This window comes from Citrobacter sp. Cpo148 (genome assembly GCF_030332375.1).
Taxonomy (GTDB): Bacteria; Pseudomonadota; Gammaproteobacteria; order Enterobacterales; family Enterobacteriaceae; genus Citrobacter; species Citrobacter portucalensis.
Genome location: NZ_JAOWHY010000034.1, coordinates 328,829 through 351,868 on the forward strand (window position 1 = coordinate 328,829; position 23,040 = coordinate 351,868).

17 protein-coding genes and 2 pseudogenes are annotated in these 23,040 nt (G+C 43.4%); 18 read left to right on the forward strand and 1 reads right to left on the reverse strand.

The annotated features are described in order from the left end of the window. Window positions 1-51 precede the first annotated feature (51 nt). The 17 genes and pseudogenes from cpsG to ugd all read left to right on the forward strand — a co-directional run bounded on the left by cpsG (window position 52) and on the right by ugd (window position 21,512). Window positions 52-1,422, forward strand: a complete 1,371-nt coding sequence (cpsG, locus tag OGY10_RS03340) for a colanic acid biosynthesis phosphomannomutase CpsG (RefSeq protein WP_286576251.1) — start codon at window positions 52-54, stop codon at window positions 1,420-1,422. A gap of 54 nt (window positions 1,423-1,476) precedes the next feature. Next, a complete protein-coding gene (gene wcaJ, locus OGY10_RS03345; protein ID WP_286576254.1) occupies window positions 1,477-2,871 on the forward strand; it encodes an undecaprenyl-phosphate glucose phosphotransferase in 1,395 nt (464 codons plus the stop codon). Between the two features lies 1 nt (window position 2,872). Next, a complete protein-coding gene (gene wzxC, locus OGY10_RS03350; protein WP_274491266.1) occupies window positions 2,873-4,351 on the forward strand; it encodes a colanic acid undecaprenyl disphosphate flippase WzxC in 1,479 nt (492 codons plus the stop codon). A 23-nt stretch (window positions 4,352-4,374) separates the two neighbouring features. Beyond that, window positions 4,375-5,655: a colanic acid biosynthesis pyruvyl transferase WcaK gene (gene wcaK / locus OGY10_RS03355; RefSeq protein ID WP_286576257.1), complete on the forward strand. Its 1,281-nt coding sequence runs from the start codon at window positions 4,375-4,377 to the stop codon at window positions 5,653-5,655. Next, window positions 5,652-6,872 (forward strand): colanic acid biosynthesis glycosyltransferase WcaL, encoded by a 1,221-nt coding sequence (wcaL, locus tag OGY10_RS03360; protein WP_286576258.1) that lies wholly within the window; start codon window positions 5,652-5,654, stop codon window positions 6,870-6,872. The genes wcaK and wcaL overlap by 4 nt, the downstream gene beginning before the upstream one ends. Before the next feature lie 11 nt (window positions 6,873-6,883). After that, entirely contained in the window at window positions 6,884-8,278 is a 1,395-nt protein-coding gene (wcaM, locus tag OGY10_RS03365) for a colanic acid biosynthesis protein WcaM (protein WP_286576259.1), read from the forward strand. A gap of 148 nt (window positions 8,279-8,426) precedes the next feature. Beyond that, entirely contained in the window at window positions 8,427-9,422 is a 996-nt protein-coding gene (locus OGY10_RS03370; RefSeq protein WP_048215967.1) for an SDR family oxidoreductase, read from the forward strand. Between the two features lie 237 nt (window positions 9,423-9,659). Next, window positions 9,660-10,553 carry a UTP--glucose-1-phosphate uridylyltransferase GalF gene (gene galF / locus OGY10_RS03375; protein WP_286576261.1) on the forward strand — a complete coding sequence of 298 codons (894 nt, stop codon included), beginning with the start codon at window positions 9,660-9,662 and terminating at the stop codon, window positions 10,551-10,553. 395 nt (window positions 10,554-10,948) lie between these two features. Then, complete coding sequence (locus OGY10_RS03380; RefSeq protein ID WP_286576263.1) at window positions 10,949-12,205, forward strand: oligosaccharide flippase family protein; 1,257 nt, start codon at window positions 10,949-10,951, stop codon at window positions 12,203-12,205. After that, entirely contained in the window at window positions 12,198-13,007 is an 810-nt protein-coding gene (locus OGY10_RS03385) for a glycosyltransferase family 2 protein (RefSeq protein WP_286576265.1), read from the forward strand. Before OGY10_RS03380 ends, OGY10_RS03385 begins: the two co-directional genes overlap by 8 nt. Before the next feature lie 172 nt (window positions 13,008-13,179). Next, window positions 13,180-13,800: an EpsG family protein gene (locus OGY10_RS23695; protein WP_353655381.1), complete on the forward strand. Its 621-nt coding sequence runs from the start codon at window positions 13,180-13,182 to the stop codon at window positions 13,798-13,800. A 420-nt stretch (window positions 13,801-14,220) separates the two neighbouring features. Next, the gene (locus OGY10_RS03390) at window positions 14,221-15,303 is read left to right on the forward strand and encodes a glycosyltransferase family 4 protein (protein WP_286576266.1); all 1,083 of its coding nucleotides are present in this window, start codon (window positions 14,221-14,223) and stop codon (window positions 15,301-15,303) included. An 11-nt stretch (window positions 15,304-15,314) separates the two neighbouring features. Continuing rightward, window positions 15,315-16,415, forward strand: a complete 1,101-nt coding sequence (locus tag OGY10_RS03395) for a glycosyltransferase (protein WP_286576268.1) — start codon at window positions 15,315-15,317, stop codon at window positions 16,413-16,415. Then, window positions 16,393-17,469, forward strand: a complete 1,077-nt coding sequence (locus OGY10_RS03400) for a glycosyltransferase (RefSeq protein ID WP_286576270.1) — start codon at window positions 16,393-16,395, stop codon at window positions 17,467-17,469. The genes OGY10_RS03395 and OGY10_RS03400 overlap by 23 nt, the downstream gene beginning before the upstream one ends. A 103-nt stretch (window positions 17,470-17,572) precedes the next feature. Beyond that, a pseudogene (gene galE, locus OGY10_RS03405) lies at window positions 17,573-18,582 on the forward strand (UDP-glucose 4-epimerase GalE). Window positions 18,583-18,703: 121 nt separating this feature from the next. Next, window positions 18,704-20,110, forward strand: coding sequence for an NADP-dependent phosphogluconate dehydrogenase (gnd, locus tag OGY10_RS03410; protein WP_286576272.1), 1,407 nt, complete (start codon window positions 18,704-18,706; stop codon window positions 20,108-20,110). A gap of 235 nt (window positions 20,111-20,345) precedes the next feature. Continuing rightward, entirely contained in the window at window positions 20,346-21,512 is a 1,167-nt protein-coding gene (gene ugd, locus OGY10_RS03415) for a UDP-glucose 6-dehydrogenase (RefSeq protein WP_286576273.1), read from the forward strand. Between the two features lie 60 nt (window positions 21,513-21,572). Here the strand turns inward: ugd and OGY10_RS03420 are convergent. Next, window positions 21,573-21,868: pseudogene (locus OGY10_RS03420) on the reverse strand (protein CapI); the annotation flags it as partial. A gap of 159 nt (window positions 21,869-22,027) precedes the next feature. Here OGY10_RS03420 and wzzB point away from each other — a divergent pair. Further along, on the forward strand, window positions 22,028-23,011 hold the full coding sequence (gene wzzB, locus OGY10_RS03425; RefSeq protein ID WP_286576274.1) for an LPS O-antigen chain length determinant protein WzzB: 984 nt from the start codon (window positions 22,028-22,030) through the stop codon (window positions 23,009-23,011). Window positions 23,012-23,040: the final 29 nt, after the last annotated feature.

Genomic DNA, 23,040 nt, shown 5'->3' on the forward strand with positions numbered 1-23,040 from the left:
AAAAGGCTCATTAAGAGTCAGGGCCTCCTGTTGCCTGAAGAAGGGTAAATCATGACGAAATTAACCTGTTTCAAAGCCTACGATATTCGCGGCAGGCTGGGCGAAGAACTGAATGAAGATATTGCGTGGCGTATTGGCCGCGCTTACGGCGAGTTCCTGAAGCCGAAAACGATTGTCCTCGGCGGCGATGTGCGCCTGACCAGTGAGACGCTGAAGCTGGCGCTGGCGAAAGGACTGCAGGATGCGGGCGTGGATGTGCTGGATATTGGTATGTCGGGCACTGAAGAGATTTATTTTGCCACTTTCCACCTGGGCATTGACGGCGGTATTGAAGTCACCGCCAGCCATAATCCGATGGATTACAACGGTATGAAGCTGGTGCGGGAAGGGGCGCGGCCCATCAGCGGTGATACCGGTCTGCGCGACGTGCAGCGCCTGGCGGAAGCCAATGATTTCCCGACGGTTGATGAGACAAAACGTGGCCGCTACCAGCGCATTACTGCCCGTGATGCCTACATTGACCACCTGCTGGGTTACATCAATCCCGCCAACCTGAAACCGATGAAGCTGGTGCTCAATTCCGGCAACGGCGCGGCAGGTCCGGTGGTTGACGCCATTGAAGTCCGTTTTAAGGCGCTGGGTGTGCCGGTCGAGTTCATCAAAATTCACAACACGCCGGATGGCAACTTCCCCAACGGTATTCCCAATCCTCTGCTGCCGGAATGCCGGGCCGACACGCGCCATGCAGTGATTGAACACGGCGCGGATATGGGGATTGCCTTCGACGGTGATTTTGACCGCTGCTTCCTGTTCGATGAAACAGGTCAGTTCATTGAGGGCTACTACATTGTCGGCCTGCTGGCGGAAGCGTTTCTGGAGAAGAATCCGGGGGCGAAAATTATCCACGACCCACGCCTGTCCTGGAACACCGTGGATGTGGTGACGGCGGCAGGCGGTAAACCGGTGATGTCAAAAACCGGGCACGCGTTTATCAAAGAGCGGATGCGCCACGAAGATGCCATTTATGGTGGCGAAATGAGCGCGCACCACTATTTCCGCGATTTTGCCTATTGCGACAGCGGAATGATCCCGTGGCTGCTGGTGGCGGAGCTGCTGTCTCTGAAAGGACAGTCGCTGGGCGAACTGGTCCGTGACCGGATGGTGGCCTACCCGGCGAGCGGAGAAATAAACAGTACGCTGGCAGAGCCGGCGGCAGCGATTGCGCGCGTGGAGCAGCATTTTTCCCGTGAGGCGCTGTCGGTGGACAGAACGGACGGTATCAGCATGTCGTTTGTCGACTGGCGCTTCAATTTACGCTCTTCCAATACCGAACCGGTGGTGCGCCTGAACGTGGAATCGCGCGGAGATATTCCGTTGATGGAAGCGCGAACGCGCACTCTTCTGGCGTTACTGAATCAGTAATGCTGGTGCTTCCTTTGCCCGAAGCTGGGCAAAGGGTGACTAACAGGAACCACGATGACACATCTAAAAAAGCGCGAACGCGCCAAAACCAATGCGTCGTTAATTTCGATGGTGCAACGCTTTTCAGATATCACCATCATGTTTGGCGGGTTGTGGGTAATCTGCGAATTAAGCGGTTTGCCTTTCCTGTACATGCACCTGCTGGTGGCGCTGATCACGCTGGTCGTTTTTCAGATGCTCGGTGGCATAACGGATTTTTATCGCTCCTGGCGCGGTGTCAAAATTTCCACTGAGCTGGTGCTGTTGCTGCAAAACTGGACGCTGAGTCTGATTTTTTGCGCAGGTCTGATCGCCTTTAATAACGATTTTGATAACCGTCTCGCCGTCTGGCTGGCGTGGTATCTGCTATCCAGCGTTGGCCTGGTGTTGAGCCGGTCATTTATTCGCTACGGCGCGGGATGGTTGCGTAATCGCGGGTATAACACTCGCCGGGTGGCGGTGGCAGGGGATCTGCCCGCCGGACAAATGCTATTGGACAGCTTTCGCCATGAACCGTGGCTGGGATTTGAAGTGGCGGGGGTCTATCACGATCCTATCCCTGGAAAAAACTCCCGCGACTGGGCCGGTAATCTGCAACAGCTGGTGGACGACGCCAAAGCCTCACGTATTCATAACGTTTATATCGCCATGTCGATGAGCGATGGCGCCAGCGTCAAAAAACTGGTTCGCGATCTGGCCGACACTACCTGCTCAGTGATCCTTATTCCTGATGTCTTTACATTCAACATTCTGCATTCACGGATTGAAGAGATGAATGGCGTTCCGGTGGTGCCGCTGTATGACACGCCGCTCTCGGGGATCAATCGCCTGTTGAAACGCGCGGAAGATATCGTGCTGGCTTCGCTGATCCTGCTGCTTATTTCTCCGGTGCTGTGTGGCATAGCGCTACTGGTAAAACTGACCTCCAAAGGACCGGTGATTTTCCGCCAGACCCGTTATGGCATGGACGGAAAACCGATCAAAGTCTGGAAATTTCGCTCGATGAAAGTGATGGAAAACGACGCGGTGGTGACGCAGGCGACGCAAAACGATCCGCGCGTTACCCCTGTGGGGAATTTCCTGCGCCGAACGTCGCTCGATGAACTGCCGCAGTTTATTAACGTGCTGACCGGGGGCATGTCTATTGTTGGGCCACGCCCGCATGCGGTGGCGCATAACGAACAGTACCGCCAGCTGATCGAGGGGTACATGTTACGCCATAAGGTGAAACCGGGTATTACCGGTTGGGCACAAATCAACGGCTGGCGCGGTGAAACCGATACGCTGGAAAAAATGGAAAAACGTGTGGAGTTTGACCTCGAATACATTCGCGAGTGGAGCGTGTGGTTCGATATCAAAATTGTTTTTCTGACGGTATTCAAAGGCTTTGTCAACAAAGCGGCGTATTAACATGAGCTTACGAGAAAAAACGCTGAACGGCGCAAAGTGGTCGGCGATTGCCACGGTGATCATCATTGGTCTGGGTCTTATCCAGATGACCGTACTGGCACGGATTATTGATAACCACCAGTTCGGGTTGTTAACCGTGGCGCTGGTGATCATCGCGCTGGCTGATACGTTGTCTGACTTTGGTATTGCCAACTCAATTATTCAGCGCAAAGAGATTGGCTATCTTGAACTGACCACGCTGTACTGGCTCAACGTGGGGCTGGGTATCGTGGTATGCGTAGCGATGTTTCTGCTGAGCGAGACGATTGCCAGCGTACTTAATAACCCAGAACTGGCACCGCTCATCAAAACGTTATCGCTGGCGTTTGTGGTGATACCGCACGGGCAGCAGTTTCGTGCGCTGATGCAAAAAGAGCTGGCCTTCAACAAAATTGGCATGATTGAAACCAGTTCGGTACTGGCTGGTTTTACCTTCACCGTAGTCAGTGCCCATTTCTGGCCGCTCGCACTGACGGCCATTCTCGGGTATCTGGTAAACAGTACGCTACGTACGCTGCTGTTCGGCTATTTTGGTCGCCGGATTTACCGTCCGGGGCTGCATTTTTCGCTGGCATCCGTTTCGTCGAATCTGCGTTTTGGTGCGTGGCTGACGGCAGACAGCATCATCAATTACATCAATACCAACCTTTCCACGCTGGTTTTAGCCCGCACGTTGGGAGCTGGCGTGGCGGGCGGATTCAATCTCGCCTGGAATGTGGCGGTTGTCCCCCCGATCAAACTGAACCCGATTATCACCCGCGTGCTGTTTCCGGCGTTTGCCAAAATCCAGGACGACAGTGAAAAGCTACGGGTGAATTTTTACAAGCTGCTGTCGGTGGTTGGGATTATCAACTTCCCGGCGCTACTGGGACTGATGGTGGTATCGAATAACGTGGTGCCGCTGGTATTCGGCGAGAAGTGGAGCGGCATTATCCCCATCCTGCAACTGCTGTGCATTGTTGGGCTGCTGCGCTCGGTGGGGAATCCAATCGGTTCACTGCTGATGGCGAAAGCGCGGGTCGATATCAGCTTTAAATTCAATGTGTTCAAAACCTTTCTGTTTATTCCCGCTATTTTCATCGGTGGACATCTGGCCGGGGCAATTGGCGTGACGCTGGGCTTTTTGCTGGTCCAGGTGATTAACACCGTCCTCAGCTATTTCGTGATGGTTAAGCCTGTTCTTGGCCCCAGCTACCGCCAGTACATGCTCAGTCTTTGGCTGCCGTTGTATCTCTCCTTGCCAACCCTTGTGGTGAGCTATGCGCTGGGCGTAATGCTGCATGGCCAACTGTCGTTGGGCGTGTTGTTGGGGAGCCAGATAGCGGCAGGGGCACTGGCGTTTGCGCTAATGATGGTGCTGTCGCGTCATCCGCTGGTGGTGGAAATAAAACGCCAGCTCTGTCGCAGTGAAAAAATGAAAACCTTGCTCCGTGCAGGATAAGAACAACGCTTTAAGAGGTCATAATGAAACTATTAATTTTGGGCAACCATACCTGCGGGAACCGAGGGGATAGCGCGATCCTGCGCGGTTTGCTGGATGCCATTAACGCGTTGCGTCCTGAGACTGAAGTGGATGTTATGAGCCGCTACCCGGTGAGCTCTTCGTGGTTGCTGAACCGCCCGGTGATGGGCGATCCGCTGTATTCGCAGATGAAGCAACACAACAACGCAGCGGGTGTTATGGGGCGCGTGAAGAAAGTGCTGCGTCGTCGCTATCAGCATCAGGTACTGCTCTCGCGTGTTACCGACTCCGGTAATCTGCGCAATATCGCTATCGCCCAGGGCTTTACCGATTTTGTTCGTTTGTTGTCGCGCTATGACGCCATCATCCAGGTCGGCGGATCGTTCTTTGTCGATCTGTATGGTGTGCCGCAGTTTGAACATGCGTTGTGTTCGTTTATGGCGAAAAAACCGCTGTACATGATTGGTCATAGCGTGGGGCCATTCCAGGATGAGCAGTTTAATCAACTGGCGAACTACGTGTTTGGCCACTGTAATGCATTGATTTTACGTGAATCCGTCAGTCTTGATCTGATGAAGCGTAGCGCAATTACCACGGATAAAGTCGAAACAGGCGTGGATACGGCCTGGCTGGTCGACAATCATCATGAGGATTTTGAGCCAGGTTATGCGGTACAGCACTGGTTAGACATGGCGGCTAAACAGAAGACCGTTGCCATTACATTGCGCGAGCTGGCGCCTTTTGATAAGCGTCTGGGGACAACGCAGCAGGCCTATGAGCAAGCCTTTGCCGGGGTGGTGAACCGCATCCTTGATGAAGGTTATCAGGTGATTGCACTGTCAACCTGCACCGGTATTGATAGTTACAACAAAGATGATCGCATGGTGGCGTTAAACCTGCGCCAGTATGTTAACGATCCTACCCGATATCACGTGGTGATGGATGAACTTAACGATCTGGAGATGGGGAAGATTCTGGCTGCCTGCGATCTGACGGTGGGGACTCGCTTGCACTCTGCCATCATCTCGATGAATTTTATGACGCCTGCCATCGCCATTAACTACGAGCATAAATCGGCAGGGATCATGCAACAACTTGGGTTGCCGGAGATGGCTGTCGATATTCGCCATCTGCTCGATGGCAGTCTGGAAGGAAAGGTCGCCGATACCCTCGGACAGTTACCTGATCTGAACATACGACTTGGGGACGCTGTGACACGCGAACGCGAACGCGGGGTACGCATGGTGCAGTCGGTTTTAACGCGTATTGAGGGGGAAAAATGAAGATTGGTTTTTTCCTGCTTAAATTTCCGCTCTCTTCTGAGACCTTTGTACTCAATCAGATAACCGCATTTATCGATATGGGCTACGACGTGGAGATTGTCGCTTTGCAGAAGGGCGATCTTGAAAATACGCATGCCTCATTTAATACCTATCGGCTGGGTGAAAAAACGCGCTGGTTGCTGAATGAACCGGAAAGCAAACTGGCGAAGCTGAAATATAGGGCGGCGGCGGCTCTGCACGGTCTCACCCGCGCAGCGACCTGGAAAGCGCTTAATGTTGCACGCTATGGCGAGGAGGCGCGCAATCTGATTTTAGCGGCCATTTGCGGCGGGAATCCGCAGGTGTTTGAAGCTGATGTCTTTATTGCTCATTTTGGCCCCGCAGGCGTAACGGCCGCCAAACTGCGTGAGATTGGAATGATCCGCGGAAAAATCGCCACGGTATTTCACGGAGTCGATGTTTCGCATCGGGATGTGCTTGCCCGCTATACCCCTGAGTATCAGCAACTGTTTCAACGTGGAGATTTGATGTTACCCATCAGCAATCTCTGGGCCGGACGTTTAAAAAATATGGGATGTCCGCCGCAAAAAATTGCGGTTTCGCGCATGGGTATCGACATGACATGTTTTACCCCTCGTCAACTTAAATCGCCAGCCGCACCGCTGGAGATTATCTCTGTCGCCCGGCTAACCGAGAAAAAAGGGTTGCACGTCGCCATTGAGGCCTGTCGTCAGTTAAAAGAGCAGGGCGTTTCATTTCGTTATCGCATCCTGGGTATCGGCCCATGGGAGCGTCGTTTACGTACGCTGATCGAGCAATATCAGCTTGATGATGTGATTGAGATGCCTGGCTTTAAGCCCAGTCATCAGGTAAAGGAGATGCTTGAGCAGGCGGATGTATTTTTGCTGCCGTCGATCACCGGAAGAGACGGCGATATGGAGGGGATCCCGGTGGCGCTGATGGAGGCGATGGCGGTAGGTATTCCGGTAATTTCTACCGTTCACAGCGGGATCCCGGAGCTGGTCGAATCGGGCAAGTCTGGCTGGCTGGCACCGGAAAATGACGCGCAGGCACTGGCAGAGCGTTTAGCGGCATTCAGCCTGCTCGACAGTGAGCAGGTACAGCCGATTGTGCTGTGCGCGCGCGAAAAAATTGAAACTGAATTTAATCAGCTAGCGATCAATAAACAGTTAGCCAGTCTGCTGCAAACGATGTAAATCGAGGTTGTATGTCAGAGAACAAACTCTCACGCCGTACTTTTCTGACGGCAGGCTCTGCGCTTGTCGTGCTGCATTCTCCCGTTGTCCGGGCGCTTGAATCATCGGGCAGCGTCAACATTCAGGATTACAACCCAAAGGATTGGGTCGCTTCTTTCCGGCAGGCGTTCAAAGAAGGACAAACGGTAGTCGTACCAAATGGACTGGAATGTAAGGATCTCAATACCGCTATTGTTATTCCTCCTGGCAAAACGCTACACCTGCAAGGCAGAATCAGCGGCAATGGCCGCGGTCGCTTTGTTCTGCAGGATGGATGTAAGGTAGTGGGTGAGCAGGGCGGGAGCCTGAGGAATGTTACCCTCGATGTGCGCGGTTCGGACTGCGTGATAAAAGGGATTGCCATGAGTGGTTTTGGCCCAGTGACACAAGTCTATATCGGCGGCAAAACACCGAGGCTGATGCGCAATCTGATTATCGATGATATTACCGTCACGCGCGCCAACTATGGGATCCTGCGTCAGGGCTTTCATAACCGGATGGATGGCGTAAAGATTACAAACTGCCGTTTTAGCGATCTACAGGGAGATGCCATTGAGTGGAATGTGGCGATCAACGACAGCAACATCCTCATTTCTGACCATGTCATTGAACGTATTAACTGTACCAATGGCAACGTGAACTGGGGCATCGGCATCGGACTGGCGGGCAGTACCTATGACAATTCCTATCCCGATGAACTGGCGGTAAAAAACTTTGTCGTGGCGAATATCACCGGCACCGACTGTCGACAGTTAGTCCATGTAGAGAACGGTAAACATTTTATCATTCGTAATATCACCGCACGAAATATTACCCCAGATTTTAGTAAGAAAGCAGGCATTGATAATGCAACGGTTGCTATTTATGGCTGTGATAATTTCGTGATTGATAATATCAATATGGAAAATAGTGCAGGTATGCTCATTGGCTACGGTGTTATTAAAGGACGATATTTATCCATCCCACAGAACTTTAAGTTAAATAATATCCATCTGGATAACACGAAACTTGAATATAAATTACGCGGCATTCAGATCTCATCAGGTAATGCAACGTCGTTCGTGGCCATCACCAACGTTGAGATGAAGCGAGCCTCGCTTGAGTTGCACAACCAACCGCAGCACCTTTTTTTACGTAACATCAGAGTGATGCAGCAATCCGTAACAGGACCCGCGCTCAAGATGCACTTCGATCTGCGCAAGGACGTACGCGGTAAATTTATGGCTAAGCAGGACACCTTGCTATCACTGGCGAATGTCAATGCGGTAAACGAAAGCGGGCAAAGTTCAGTTGACATTGACCGGGTAAACCATCAGGTGGTGAATGTCGAAGCGGTGAATTTTCGGCTACCGGGGCAGGGGAGGTAACCCCACTATATTCTTACTGGATATCATTGGCTAAAAGATTATAATCACCCAATTACTGTTAAAGCTGGGGCTGGGCAGCATTGACTACTCAGGGAAGACGCTCATCTTTATCATATGTTTCTAGTGTTACGAACAGACAAAGTGATTTATGAACGATAAAGTTTTGCTCATCGGTGCCTCCGGCTTCGTGGGGACCAGACTCCTGGAGACGGCTGTTGCGGATTTTGATATCAAGAATCTGGATAAACAGCAGAGTCATTTCTATCCGCAAATCACGCAAATCGGTGATGTTCGCGACCAACAAGTTCTGGATCAGGCGCTGTCAGGCTATGACACAGTAGTGTTGTTAGCGGCTGAACACCGTGATGATGTCAGTCCTACTTCACTCTACTATGATGTGAATGTTCAGGGGACGCGAAATGTATTGGCCGCTATGGAGAAAAATGATGTTAAGAACATCATTTTTACCAGTTCTGTTGCGGTCTATGGCCTGAACAAAACCAACCCTGATGAAAATCATCCTCACGATCCCTTCAACCACTACGGTAAAAGCAAGTGGCAAGCGGAAGAGGTTCTTCGTGAATGGCATGCTAAAGCGCCTGATGATCGTTCGCTGACTATCATTCGTCCAACTGTTATCTTTGGCGAACGCAACCGCGGCAACGTTTATAATCTGCTGAAGCAGATCGCTGGCGGTAAGTTTATGATGGTTGGGGCTGGTACTAATTATAAATCAATGGCTTATGTGGGTAATATTGTTGAGTTTATCAAGTATAAACTGAAGAATGTGACTGCTGGTTATGAGGTTTATAATTACGTAGATAAACCTGATCTGAATATGAATCAACTGGTTACCGAAGTTGAACAGAGCTTAAGTAAAAAAATCCCCTCAGCACACTTACCTTACGCTTTAGGCATGTTAGGTGGCTATTGCTTTGATATTTTGGGTAAAGTGACCGGCAAAAAATATGCTGTCAGCTCTGTGCGCGTGAAGAAGTTCTGTGCCACCACACAGTTTGATGCAACGAAAGTCCACTCATCCGGTTTTGTCGCACCTTACACATTGTCTCAGGGGCTGGATCGCACTTTAAAATACGAATTTTTGCACGATAAGAAAGATGACATTACGTTTGTCTCTGAGTGATTGCTGTTTGTTGAGTGTCTGGGGCTTAGTTAACTTCGATTTTTCGCAAATGCTATAAAACTGACGAGATGAGTTCGTTTCCGAGGAATCCGAGTTCACCTCGGTGCTGGTGAAGTGTAAAGTTTGCATTCGGTTTACCTTAACCTGGTTATTTCGTGTTGAGGATGGAGCCAGCAATACTGGCTAACGTACGGCTAGAGTCTATACTTTATCAGCCGTTTGGAGGTAGGAGAGAGAATGACTAATTTGAAAGCAGTTATCCCGGTAGCGGGCCTGGGGATGCACATGTTGCCTGCCACGAAGGCAATCCCTAAAGAGATGCTGCCGATCGTAGACAAGCCGATGATTCAATACATTGTCGACGAGATTGTAGCTGCCGGTATCAAAGAAATCGTTCTGGTGACTCATGCGTCGAAGAACGCAGTTGAGAACCACTTCGACACCTCTTACGAACTCGAATCACTCCTTGAGCAGCGTGTTAAGCGCCAGCTCTTAGCCGAAGTGCAGTCTATCTGTCCTCCGGGCGTGACTATCATGAACGTCCGTCAGGCTCAGTTGCTGGGTCTGGGTCATTCCATCCTTTGTGCTCGTCCTATCATTGGTGATAACCCGTTTGTCGTCGTATTACCGGACGTCGTTCTGGATACTGCAAGTGCGGATCCGCTGCGCTACAACCTCGCTGCTATGGTTGCTCGTTTTAATGAAACCGGGCGCAGTCAGGTGCTGGCTAAGCGTATGGAGGGCGATCTGTCTGAATACTCTGTTATTCAAACCAAAGAGGCTTTGGACAACGAAGGCAAAGTCAGCCGTATTGTTGAGTTCATCGAAAAACCAGACCAGCCGCAGACACTTGATTCCGATCTGATGGCCGTAGGGCGCTATGTGCTGTCTGCTGATATTTGGGCAGAATTAGAGCATACCCAACCAGGTGCCTGGGGGCGTATTCAGTTGACGGATGCCATCGCTGAGCTGGCGAAAAAACAGTCTGTTGACGCCATGCTGATGACGGGTGACAGCTACGACTGTGGTAAAAAAATGGGCTATATGCAGGCGTTCGTTAAGTATGGACTTCGTAACCTGAAAGAAGGGCCGAAGTTCCGCAAGGGTATTGAGAAGTTGCTTAGCGAGTAAGTAGTTTACGGTTGAGCTGACCGACGTAAAACAATTAACAGCAGTAAACATCCAAGCATATCAAATCTGTGCAGGTAATGTTTATTGCCGTTTATTTTTCTATAAATCACATTTTTTCGATGGGTTAGAGTAAGTCATTTAAATAGTTTTTTGCAGGATATCTTCTTGTTTCTGGGCAAGAATGGTAAGACAATTAGCCTTTGAGTTAAAATGAACGCAGATCTACTTACTCATACCCACGAAAGTTCTCAGTGCACTGGTAGCTGTAAAGCCAGGGGCGGTAGCATTCTCTTAATAATAATTCTGTTCAGATTTTATTATGGACTTACTGAGATTTTTATAAACATACAATTTGAATTGGCGGTGAGATTTCTTCAGTTAGCCAAGTAGATATTATGTACATTAAATTAAAAATGAAAAAACTATTAGGTAATGCAATTTTTAAAAATATTGCATGGCTTATAAGTGAGAAACTGTACTTTGTCATCCTTATTTTCCTTGGTGAGGGGATTATTAGCCGTGCTCTTGGTGTAAATGATTATGGGAAATGGATTTATTCTTTAAATATAATAATAATCATATCTTCCGTTGCATTAGTTGCAGGGAGTGAAGTAATGGTACCGGCTTTAAGCAGAAATAAAAAATTAGCAGGAGAGCTAATTACGTCAGCCTTTATCATTAGGTTCTCAGGTGCTTTTCTATCATTCATTATAGTGAATTTGTATTCATTAGCATTTATAGAAGATCCTGTAATCCAACATATGATCAGCTCGCTTTCATTAGTTCTTTTGTTCAATGAACCATTCGGCGTAATCACGAACTATTTTCAGTCGAAAATTGACATGAAAAAAGTAGTATTAGCCCGTTGTTTATCACTGGCATTACGAACCACGTTAATTTTCATAGCATATAAAATAGCTGAAAGTAACCTCGTTTATTTATCAAGAGCAAGCGAATCTATTCTTTTAGCAGTAATGCTGTCATTGCTCCTATATAAAAGTAGCATAAAACTGAATTTCTCAAAGAAAGTATTTTTTATTGTTTTAAAACGTGGGTGTTCATTATGGGTACCTCTAATTAGTATGATGATATATCTCCGGATAGATCGTTTGTTTGTTGAAAAATATTTTTCATATGAAACTTTGGCTATGTATGGTGTGGCTGTTCAATTTATAGAACAAGCTTTTTTATTATTGGTTATTGTTATTCAAACCATTTCACCAAAGTATATTTTTCAGTCTATGCCAAAAGAAAATATGCTAAGAAATATCAAAATCTTAACTTTCTTTCTTCTAATATTGGTTGTGATAATGCAAATATTTTGCATAATGTTCCTAAAGGATATTATTACTACTATATATGGGAAGAACTATATTCAAGCAGGACAGTTAGCTATTTCTTTATTACCTTCATTGTTATTTTATGCGGTAGACACTATTCTTATGCAGGTGTTTTATAAATATAGGAATAATACAGCAATTCTAATAAAATGGATTACAATGATGCTCTTTTCTTATTTGATGTATTATATTTGGTTCAATTTATTGTCACAAACAAATGTAACCATGGTTTTCAATATTAATTATCTGACTATGTCAATCATAACATTTTTCTTATTTAAAAATGGGCTGAAAAAGTACGGAAATGACTAAGTTTACAATATTTACACCTACATATAACCGAGCGATTTACCTTGAAAGATGTTACCGCAGTATTGTAAATCAAAATTTTAATTCCCTTGAATGGCTGGTCATAGATGATGGCTCAACCGATGGAACGAAAGACCTGATTGATAAATTTATTAATGAGGCAAAAATTAATATTACGTATGTTTATCAAGATAATGCGGGAAAACAAGCTGCCTGGAACGTTGCTGTTGAGAAAGCTTGTGGTCAGTATTTTATTGGGCTTGATTCTGATGACGCGTTAAACGATAATTGCCTTGATTCAGTTATAAAAGATTTAGAAATAATATCATCAAATAATGATATTATTGGTTTAAGATGCTTGTCGAAAAAAATTCCTTCCTCTAAAATTTACGATAAGAATTTCTCTTCAGATTTAGACAGGGTTTGTACTTGGTTTGATGAGTTTGCTAGTGGAATATACCAGGAACGAATTGATATTTTTAAAACGCAAATTTTAAAAGACTATTATTACCCTGTTGAAAAAGGAATGAAATTTATACCTGAGATATGGTTGTATAGTTTAATTTCGAAAAAATATAAATTCTTTTATGTTAACAAGATTGTTAGGGTGTTTTATGATGATGATTCTCATAATCGTCTTAGCAAAAGTGCGTTCAAGAAACACTATAAGGGACATCTGTTAGCAAGAAAAACAATGCTAGCTAATATTCCGCTGAAGTATTTCCTTAAAAATCCATCTGGTTTATTGAAGACCCTTATACGATATATGCAAGCAAGATATTATAGCTTTCTTTTCAGGGATTAAAATCAACATTTGTGTTATTTCCAGTGATATAGAATTACAAAATTCATTTTATATTATATACATCAAGGCATGAAAATTGATTTAGCTAATTCTTACACGAAGATATAGATAATTTTATAATTTTATAATTTTATAATTTTATAATTTTATAATTTTGCTACTATTCTTCATTGTGGTTTTAAGTTGTTGTAACAAAAATTTTAACAAGATTCTTGCTCCTGCAATTTTATTAATAATAGGAACTATAGTTTCCCTCCGTAATATCAGCGTTGACAGAGATAGTTTTGTTTATTTCACTGGATATGGTGAGTTAATAAAATTAAATGATCTAAATGAGATTTTAATTTATTCAACAAATTTAGGTCAAGAACCGGGTTTTTTAATCCTAATGAAATTTTTCAGTTCATTGGGTTTTTCATTTTTTAGCTTTAGAGCTATTTTTGAAATGCTAACGTTGTATTCTTTATTCTTCTTCATTAAAAGAATATGTGATACAAACTTTTTTCTAATTACATTGCTAATATATATAGCAATGTTCATATTGTTCAGAGATTTTACGCAGATAAGATTTTCATTTAGTAGTTGTATGGCTTTGAATTCAATTTATTACCGTTTAAAAAATAGAAATACGTTATCTATATTATTTTTAATGTTTGGAATTTTAGTGCATAATGCAATATTGATCATAATACCTATATTGCTATGTGCAAATTGTAAATTTATATATAATTTAAAATTCTATGTGTCAGCGATTTTCTTTGTTATTCTTTTATTTAAGTTTGTTTTTTCATGAGTTTGATTAATACGGGGTTATTACCTCATCAGATTACTAGATATATTGGACAGGATGAAGCTGTTGGCAATACCTTTGGAATAACTATGCTTATGACAACTGCGCTGTCATTTATCATGTGTGTAGCTTTCAGACCGGACTATGGTGCAGACTATAAACTTTTATATATAAATATTTTTCTTGCAACTATTGTATCTTTTATTTTTATGAATATACTATAATGATGAGAATGCAATTGTTATGCTTCACAGCAATAATTATTATACCGAATGTAATTTCGAGATATTTCGTTAAACGAAACATTGCAAATATTATGCTTATTCAATTGAGCTTTGCTACATTCTCAATAATTTACTTCTATTCGGTATTATCATCAGAAATAGTTTATGAGTATAAATCAATACTATAAAAGGATTATTTGTGAAAAGAGTTTGTTTCTTCGTTGGGGATATAAGTAGGTCGGGTGGTACAGAACGAGTTGCCTGTTTAATTGCTAATTATCTTGCACAATTTGATTTTGAAATTTACATAACAAGTATATATGGTACAAATGAGGCTTATTTTCCTTTAGATCTTAGAGTGAAACGGAATACTTTATTTCAAACTCCACGACGAGGGATAGTCAGTTTTCCTTTTATCATTTCTAGGCTAAGGCGATTTATCAAGGAAAGTAATATGGAAGCTTTGGTTTCTGTTGAGTCAATGCTTTCTCTTTATTCTGTACCCTCCACAGCTAACATAAATATACAAACTATATGTTGGGAACACTTTAACTATAAAATAAATTTAAATAAAAGATCACGAGATTTATCGAGATACTTGGCTGCTCGCTATTGTGATACAGTAATTACTCTTACTAATCGAGATAAAAATTATTGGGAATCGAATTTAGATTGTAAAGCGAATATAAAAAGGATTTATAATCCTGTACCATTTGATAACAATGGCATACTGGATTTTTCATCATCGTCTCGCATAGCTTTAGCTGTAGGTAGACTAACTCATCAGAAAGGATTTGATTCTTTAATAAAAATTTGGGCTCAAACACATCCATATAATAAAGATTGGGTATTGAAAATTGTCGGAAATGGAGAGGATGAAAGTCAACTCAAAAAGCTATGCCAAAACTATAGTACTAAAAATATAGAAATTTTACCCGCAACAAAAAATATTGAGAAATTATATAAAGAAGCATCGTTATATTTAATGACTTCACGATATGAAGGATTCCCTATGGTTCTGCTGGAGGCTCAGGAATTTGGTCTGCCTATTTTATCCTTCGATTGTGAGACCGGTCCAGCAGAACTCATTGACCATGGTAATACTGGTTGGTTGATAAACGATCAGGATTATTCTGCATTTTCGGAAGAGTTGATAAACGTTATCAAATTATTCGATCAGGATTATGAATCCTTTTGTAAAATCCGTAAGAATTCATATAAGAATTCACAGAAGTATCATATTGATGCTATTGGTCCGCAATGGAAAGAATTATTGAAGTAAAAAGGAAAGTCATGAAAAATATTTGTCTGGTGGCTACGAGTTTGGGTATGGGGGGGGCTGAGAAACAAGTATGTGACTTGGCAAATAGTTTTTATAAAAAAGGGCACAATGTTACTATATTATGTTTGAATAATTCCATTCTCAATAAACCTATGAGCGATGATATAAAAATACATACCCTATGTTTAGAAAAAAATATGCTGAGCTTTTGTAGAAGTCTCCTTCTTGCTAGAACTATTTTAAAAGAATTTAAGCCAGATATTGTTCATAGTCATATGTTTCATGCTAACATTTTTTCCCGCTTCTTAAGATTAATATATCCTTTTCCTGTACTAATTAGTACTGCACATAGTACTAACGAAGGGGGAAGGCTAAGGATGTTCTTGTATAGAATTACCGATTTCTTGGCTACTATTTCAACAAACGTTAGTCACGAGGCAGTTCAGAGTTTTATTAATAAAGGAGCTGTAAAAGAAGGACGAATGTTAGCATTCTATAATGGCATTGATACAAATACTTTTAAATTTTCCCAGGAATCAAGAAATAATAAAAGGAAAGAGTTAAATTTAAAGGAAGATGATGTGCTTCTTTTGGCTGTTGGACGTTTAACTGAGGCAAAGAATTATAAAAATATGCTAAATGCATTGCGGAGTGTGATTGCTCAGAAAGTGGTACATCTTGCAATAATTGGAACAGGTCCCGATGAACAAGAATTAAATTCGTATGCTGAAAAAATAGGTGTATCAAAGTATGTACATTGGCTGGGTATTCGATTTGATGTAAAAGAATGGATGTCAGCGATGGACTTATACATCATGTCATCTTCTTGGGAAGGGATGCCTCTGGTCATATGTGAAGCGATGAGTTGTGAAGGGTTAGTGGTGGCAACAGATTGCGGAGGGGTAAAAGAAATTATTGGCGATGCAGGATATATTGTGCCAACCAATAATCCAGATGCTTTATCTAATACAATTCTTTCGGCGTTGGAATTGACAACCTTAAAAAGGAGATATTTAGTATCAGCTGCCAAAGAAAGAATAGAGAAAAAGTACTCTTTAGATAATATCTCGAATAAATGGTTGGAATTTTATGAAACAGTTAAAAATAAATAATTTAAATCCTGTCTTAAAAAATGTTGTATTTGTTATTAGTAAGTCTGAAATTGGAGGTGCTCAGGCATGGGTAACTCATTTAAAAGAAATACTAGAGTCAGAATATAATGTTTTCTTAGTCACATCAGATTATGGCTGGTTGACTGATTTTTTTGAACCTGAGCGAGTTATAATAATTCCAGGGCTTGCAAGTATGGGGCGGCCTGATACTATTTTTAAAATTCGAACTGCATTTAAAAAATTTAATGCACATGTTGTTATCTCTAATTCGGCATCAGCCGGATTATATTCGCGTATTGCTAAATTAATATACCGACATAAGCATATATATGTTTCTCATGGGTGGTCTTGTTTATATAATGGCGGTAGATTGAAACCCATTTTTTGTTTTATTGAGAAAATGCTTTCTATAATTACCGATAAAATATTGTGCGTTTCGGACAATGACCAATATAAGGCAATGAAACTAATAGGCATTAATCCGAGGAAAACACTTGTTATCCGAAACGGCGTAAAATCTTTTGAAAAGAAAAAATTTATTAATGAAACTAAAAAGATTTTGTTTGTTGGGCGAATGGTTCATCCTAAGCGACCGGACTTATTAGCTGAAGTTGCAGTGCGTTTTCCTCTCGTTCAATTTTACTTCGTTGGCGATGGACCTCTTTTACCAGAATTAAAAAGAAAGTATGAAAGCATAAAAAATATTTTTTTTCTTGGTGAGATAAAGAATTTTAAGAGTTTTAAGGAATATGATCTTTTTGTCTTATCTTCAGATAGTGAAGGATTACCAATGTCAGCCGTTGAAGCTGCTACGGCAAACTTGCCATTATTGCTGAGTGATGTTGGTGGCTGTTGTGAGTTGATATTGAGAAATTCAGAAGGGCGTACAAATGGACTATTATTTAATAATCATATAACAGATCTTACAGAAAAAATTAATATCATTTTAAATGATTATTTAAATTATTATAAAATGGCTAATGAAATTAGTCATCAATTTGAAATTACGAATAATAAAAATAAATATTTGGACTTAATACATCGTGTCGAATGAATAAAATTCTTATTTTTAGCGAACAACTCTACCTGATAACTATTCCAGTTTTTGTGAAAGTGTTAATTGATGTTTATCAATTTAAAAAAGAAGTAGAGAAATTATGGTATTTTTAATTACAGGCGGCGCGTGTTATATTGGATCGCATGCGGATTTATCATTATTAGAATCAGGATATGAGTTGATAATAATAGATAATTTATCTAACTCATGTCTTGAGTCTATTGAAAGATTACAAAAATTGGTAGGGGAAAGTGTAAAATCCTACATTGGAGACATTCGAAATGGATCCTTGTTGCAGGATGTATTTACTAATCATTATATTGAAAGCGTACTGCATTTTTTCAGGTTTAAAATCTGTCGATGAATCAGTAAGGTTATCTGTAAAATATTATGATAATAACGTGGTAGGGACAGTAAGTTTGCTTAGGAAAATGATGGAGTATAATATATCTCATTTCATTTTTAGTTCTTCTGCTACGGTTTATGGAAGTTCAGAAAATATTCCAATTATTGAAGGCTCAAAGGTTGGGGAAACGACAAATCCTTATTGCGCCTCAAAATTAATGGTTGAATAAATATTAAAAGATCTGACAAATGTTAATCCAGCACTTAGAGTGACCATTTTGCGATATTTTAATCCTGTGGGCGCTCATTGATGGGGGAAGACCCTAATGACATACCAAATAATTTGATGCCCTATATTTGTCAGGTCGCTATTGGCAAACACAAGCAAGTCTATGTATTTGGCAGCGACTATCCTACAAAAGATGGTACTGGTGTGCGTGACTATATTCATGTAATGGATCTTGCGGAAGGCCATGTTGCAGCATTAAAGCATATCAATGAAGGCCCAAATCATAAAATCTATAATCTTGGTACGGCACAGGTTATTCAGTTCTGGATATATTAAATGCCTTTGAACGTTTGACTTCACGTAAGGTTCCTTATGTGTTGAGCGAAAGACGCCCCGGTGATATTGCGGAATGCTGGTCTGATCCGTCTAAAGCACAAAAAGAACTCGGATGGAAGGCGAAGCGTGGACTCGACGAAATGATTCGTGACGCCTGGACCAGGCAGATGAAGGATCCAAATGGTTATAAAAGAGACTGATAATTAAAAGGCATTTTTCGGCAACACTAAAAATTATTCATTTTCTTTATCCTGAGTTAATATCTTAGCCACATTTCAAGCCGCGCCTGGCCGCGGTGACCACACCTGACAGGAGTATGTAATGTCCAAGCAACAGATCGGCGTCGTCGGTATGGCAGTGATGGGGCGCAACCTGGCACTCAACATCGAAAGCCGTGGTTATACCGTCTCCATCTTCAACCGCTCCCGCGAAAAAACTGAAGAAGTTGTTGCCGAGAATCCGGGTAAGAAACTGGTTCCTTATTACACGGTGAAAGAGTTCGTCGAGTCTCTTGAAACCCCACGTCGTATCCTGTTAATGGTGAAAGCGGGCGCAGGCACAGATGCTGCCATCGACTCCCTGAAGCCGTATCTGGATAAAGGCGACATCATCATTGATGGTGGTAACACTTTCTTCCAGGACACTATCCGCCGTAACCGTGAACTGTCCGCAGAAGGCTTTAACTTCATCGGTACTGGCGTATCCGGCGGTGAAGAGGGCGCACTGAAAGGCCCGTCCATCATGCCTGGTGGACAGAAAGAAGCGTATGAGCTGGTTGCGCCTATCCTGACCAGGATTGCTGCGGTTGCTGAAGATGGCGACCCATGTGTAACTTACATCGGCGCTGACGGTGCGGGTCATTACGTGAAGATGGTGCACAACGGCATCGAATATGGCGATATGCAGCTGATTGCAGAAGCCTATTCCCTGTTGAAAGGCGGCCTGAATTTGTCTAACGAAGAGCTGGCTACCACCTTCACCGAGTGGAATGAAGGCGAGTTGAGCAGCTACCTGATCGACATCACTAAAGACATCTTCACCAAAAAAGATGAAGAGGGTAAATACCTGGTTGACGTGATCCTGGACGAAGCGGCGAACAAAGGTACCGGTAAATGGACCAGCCAGAGCTCTCTGGATCTGGGCGAACCGCTGTCACTGATCACCGAGTCTGTATTCGCGCGCTACATCTCTTCTCTGAAAGACCAGCGTGTAGCGGCATCTAAAGTACTGTCCGGCCCGCAGGCTCAACTGGCTGGCGATAAAGCTGAGTTCGTTGAGAAAGTACGCCGCGCGCTGTACCTGGGCAAAATCGTCTCATACGCGCAGGGCTTTTCTCAACTGCGCGCTGCGTCTGACGAATACAACTGGGATCTGAACTACGGTGAAATCGCGAAGATTTTCCGCGCGGGTTGCATCATTCGTGCGCAGTTCCTGCAGAAAATTACTGACGCGTATGCTGAAAACAAAGGTATCGCGAACCTGCTGCTGGCCCCGTACTTCAAAAATATCGCTGACGAATATCAGCAAGCGCTGCGTGATGTAGTGGCTTACGCTGTGCAGAACGGTATTCCGGTACCGACCTTCTCTGCAGCAGTAGCCTACTACGATAGCTACCGTTCTGCGGTACTGCCGGCTAACCTGATCCAGGCCCAGCGTGACTACTTCGGTGCGCACACGTATAAACGCACTGATAAAGAAGGTGTATTCCACACCGAATGGATGGAGTAAGTCTTCTAACGTACACTAGCCCGGTTTTTTGACCGGGCTTTTTTTTATCTCAAATTCTATTGATTTAAGTTGATTGCTTAATATTTTCTTAATATTCCAGGCGTAATCTGATAAAGAAAATCTTAATTGTTTTAACCTTCGTTGACATGATATTCAAAAAAAAGTTAAAACATTATCCTCTTATCAAGATGTACGGCATCATGATTAAATATTAAGATAATACTGAGAGCATGAAATGAAAATCGCCATTTCTGGTACTGGGTATGTTGGTCTGTCAAATAGTCTTCTTATCGCCCAACATCATAAGGTCATTGCTCTGGACATTGTTCCCTCACGTGTCGAGATGCTAAATAATCGGATGTCTCCGATAGTTGATCAAGAAATTGAACAGTATCTGCAATCAAAAGATATAAAATTCGAAGCTACACTAGATAAATACTACGCTTATCAGAGTGCAGAGTTTGTCATTATTGCAACCCCAACAGACTACGATCCTAAAACTAATTACTTTGATACTGGCAGTGTCGAGTCAGTCATACAGGATGTTATTGAAATAAATCCAGATGCCTTAATGATAATAAAATCGACAGTTCCTGTCGGTTTTACTCAATCAATGCGTCAAAAATATAGAACAGATAATATCATCTTCTCCCCTGAATTCCTGCGTGAGGGTAAAGCTCTATACGACAACCTGCACCCGTCTCGTATCGTTATTGGTGAACGTTCTGAACGTGCCGAGCGCTTTGCCGGATTGCTGCTGGAAGGTGCGGTGAAGAAAGATATCCCGACCTTATTTACCGACTCGACTGAAGCCGAAGCCATCAAGTTGTTCGCTAACACCTATCTGGCGTTACGTGTGGCCTACTTTAACGAACTGGATAGCTATGCCGAAAGCCTTGGTCTGAACTCACGGCAGATTATTGAAGGCGTGTGCCTGGATCCCCGTATCGGTAATCACTACAATAACCCGTCATTCGGTTACGGTGGCTACTGCTTGCCAAAAGATACTAAGCAGCTGTTGGCGAATTATGCATCTGTGCCGAATAACATTATTGGCGCAATCGTTGATGCTAACCGTACGCGTAAGGACTTCATTGCAGACTCTATTCTTGCCCGTCAACCTAAAGTAGTTGGCGTATACCGTTTAATTATGAAAAGCGGTTCCGATAATTTCCGTGCATCATCCATTCAGGGCATCATGAAGCGCATTAAGGCAAAGGGCGTGCCCGTGATTATTTACGAACCCGTCGTGGAAGAGGACGAATTTTTCCACTCTCGGGTAGTGCGTGATCTTAATGTGTTCAAAAATGAAGCAGATATTATTATTTCTAACCGCATGGTGTCAGAATTAGCTGATGTTGCCGATAAAGTTTATACCCGCGATTTGTTTGGTAGTGATTAATCTCGTCTCCATAAAAAAGGCCTTAATATAAGGCCTTTTTTATTTTAATCAGGCCAGTAATCAAACTTTGTAGAAATCACGGTACCAGTCAACAAAGTTCTTCACCCCATCTTTTACCGTGGTTTCAGGTTTAAAACCAATTACCTCATACAGTGCTTTAGTGTCCGCGCTGGTTTCCAGCACATCACCTGGCGGTAGCGGTAGCATATTTTTCTTCGCTTCAATACTCAGTGCATCTTCCAGAGCCTGGATATAGTCCATTAGCTCAACCGGTTAACTATTGCCGATATTTTCGACGTGATAGGGCGCATGCTGGCCGTGGGCGTGCGCGTCTCTACGGTCCATTGCGTGTCTGCATCAGTACACTTTTTAAAACGTATCGTATTCCAGTAGTGTTTGAAATACCAATCAAAATCCCTGAAACAATTTGATTTTTTTATCATTAATCCTATGGCATTACCTCAATTTATAGCTAAACTGATTCCAGTTTAAGTCTTTCCTTATCTAGGGTTTCTATGTCTGTAAGTGATAACAACATGTCCGGGCGCAGTCACGATCCGGAACAGATTGATCTGATTGATTTACTGGTACAGTTGTGGCGTGGGAAAGTAACAATCGTTATCGCGATTGTTATTGCCATAGTGCTTGCTGTGGGCTATCTGGCAGTTGCTAAGGAGAAATGGACCTCAACAGCCATTATTACTCAACCGGATGTTGGTCAGATCGCCACATATAACAACGCCCTCAATGTGTTGTATGGTGCCAGTGCGCCTAAGACCACTGAACTTCAGGCAAATGTGATCGGGCGATTCAGCACCTCTTTATCCGCATTGGCTGAAATGCTAGATAATCAGGAAAAACCAGAAAAACTGACGATTGATCAGTCTGTTAAAGGTCAACCACTGCCGTTGGCGATTTCTTATGTGAGTGGCTCACCGGAAGACGCTCAGCGTCAACTGGCTGAATACATTCAACAAACAGATGAAAAGGTTGCTAAAGAGCTGGAGCTTGACCTGGTTGATAATATCAAGTTGCAAACAACCACGATTCAGGACTCTTTGAAAACTCAGGAAGTGGTCGCGCAGGAGCAAAAAGATCTGCGAATTAAGCAAATTCAGGAAGCGCTGCGTTATGCAGAGCAGGCTGGGGTGACTAAGCCGCAAATTCAGCAGACGCAGGATGTGACGCAGGACAGTATGTTCCTGTTGGGTAGTGATGCCCTGAAGTCCATGATTGAGCACGAATCTACACGCCCTTTGATATTGTCTGATAACTACTTTCAGACCAAACAAAAGCTGTTGGATATCGAAAATATTAAGCTTGAAGGGACTGAGTTGCACGCCTATCGCTATGTGATGAAACCAACGTTACCGATTCGTCGTGACAGCCCGAAAAAAGCGATTACCCTCGTGCTGGCGGTTTTGCTCGGTGGGATGATTGGTGCAGGCGTGGTGCTGGGGCGAAATGCTCTGCGTGGTTACAAAGCCAAAGCTGAGTAAGTCTAAAGCTGATAACAAAAAACCGGGCT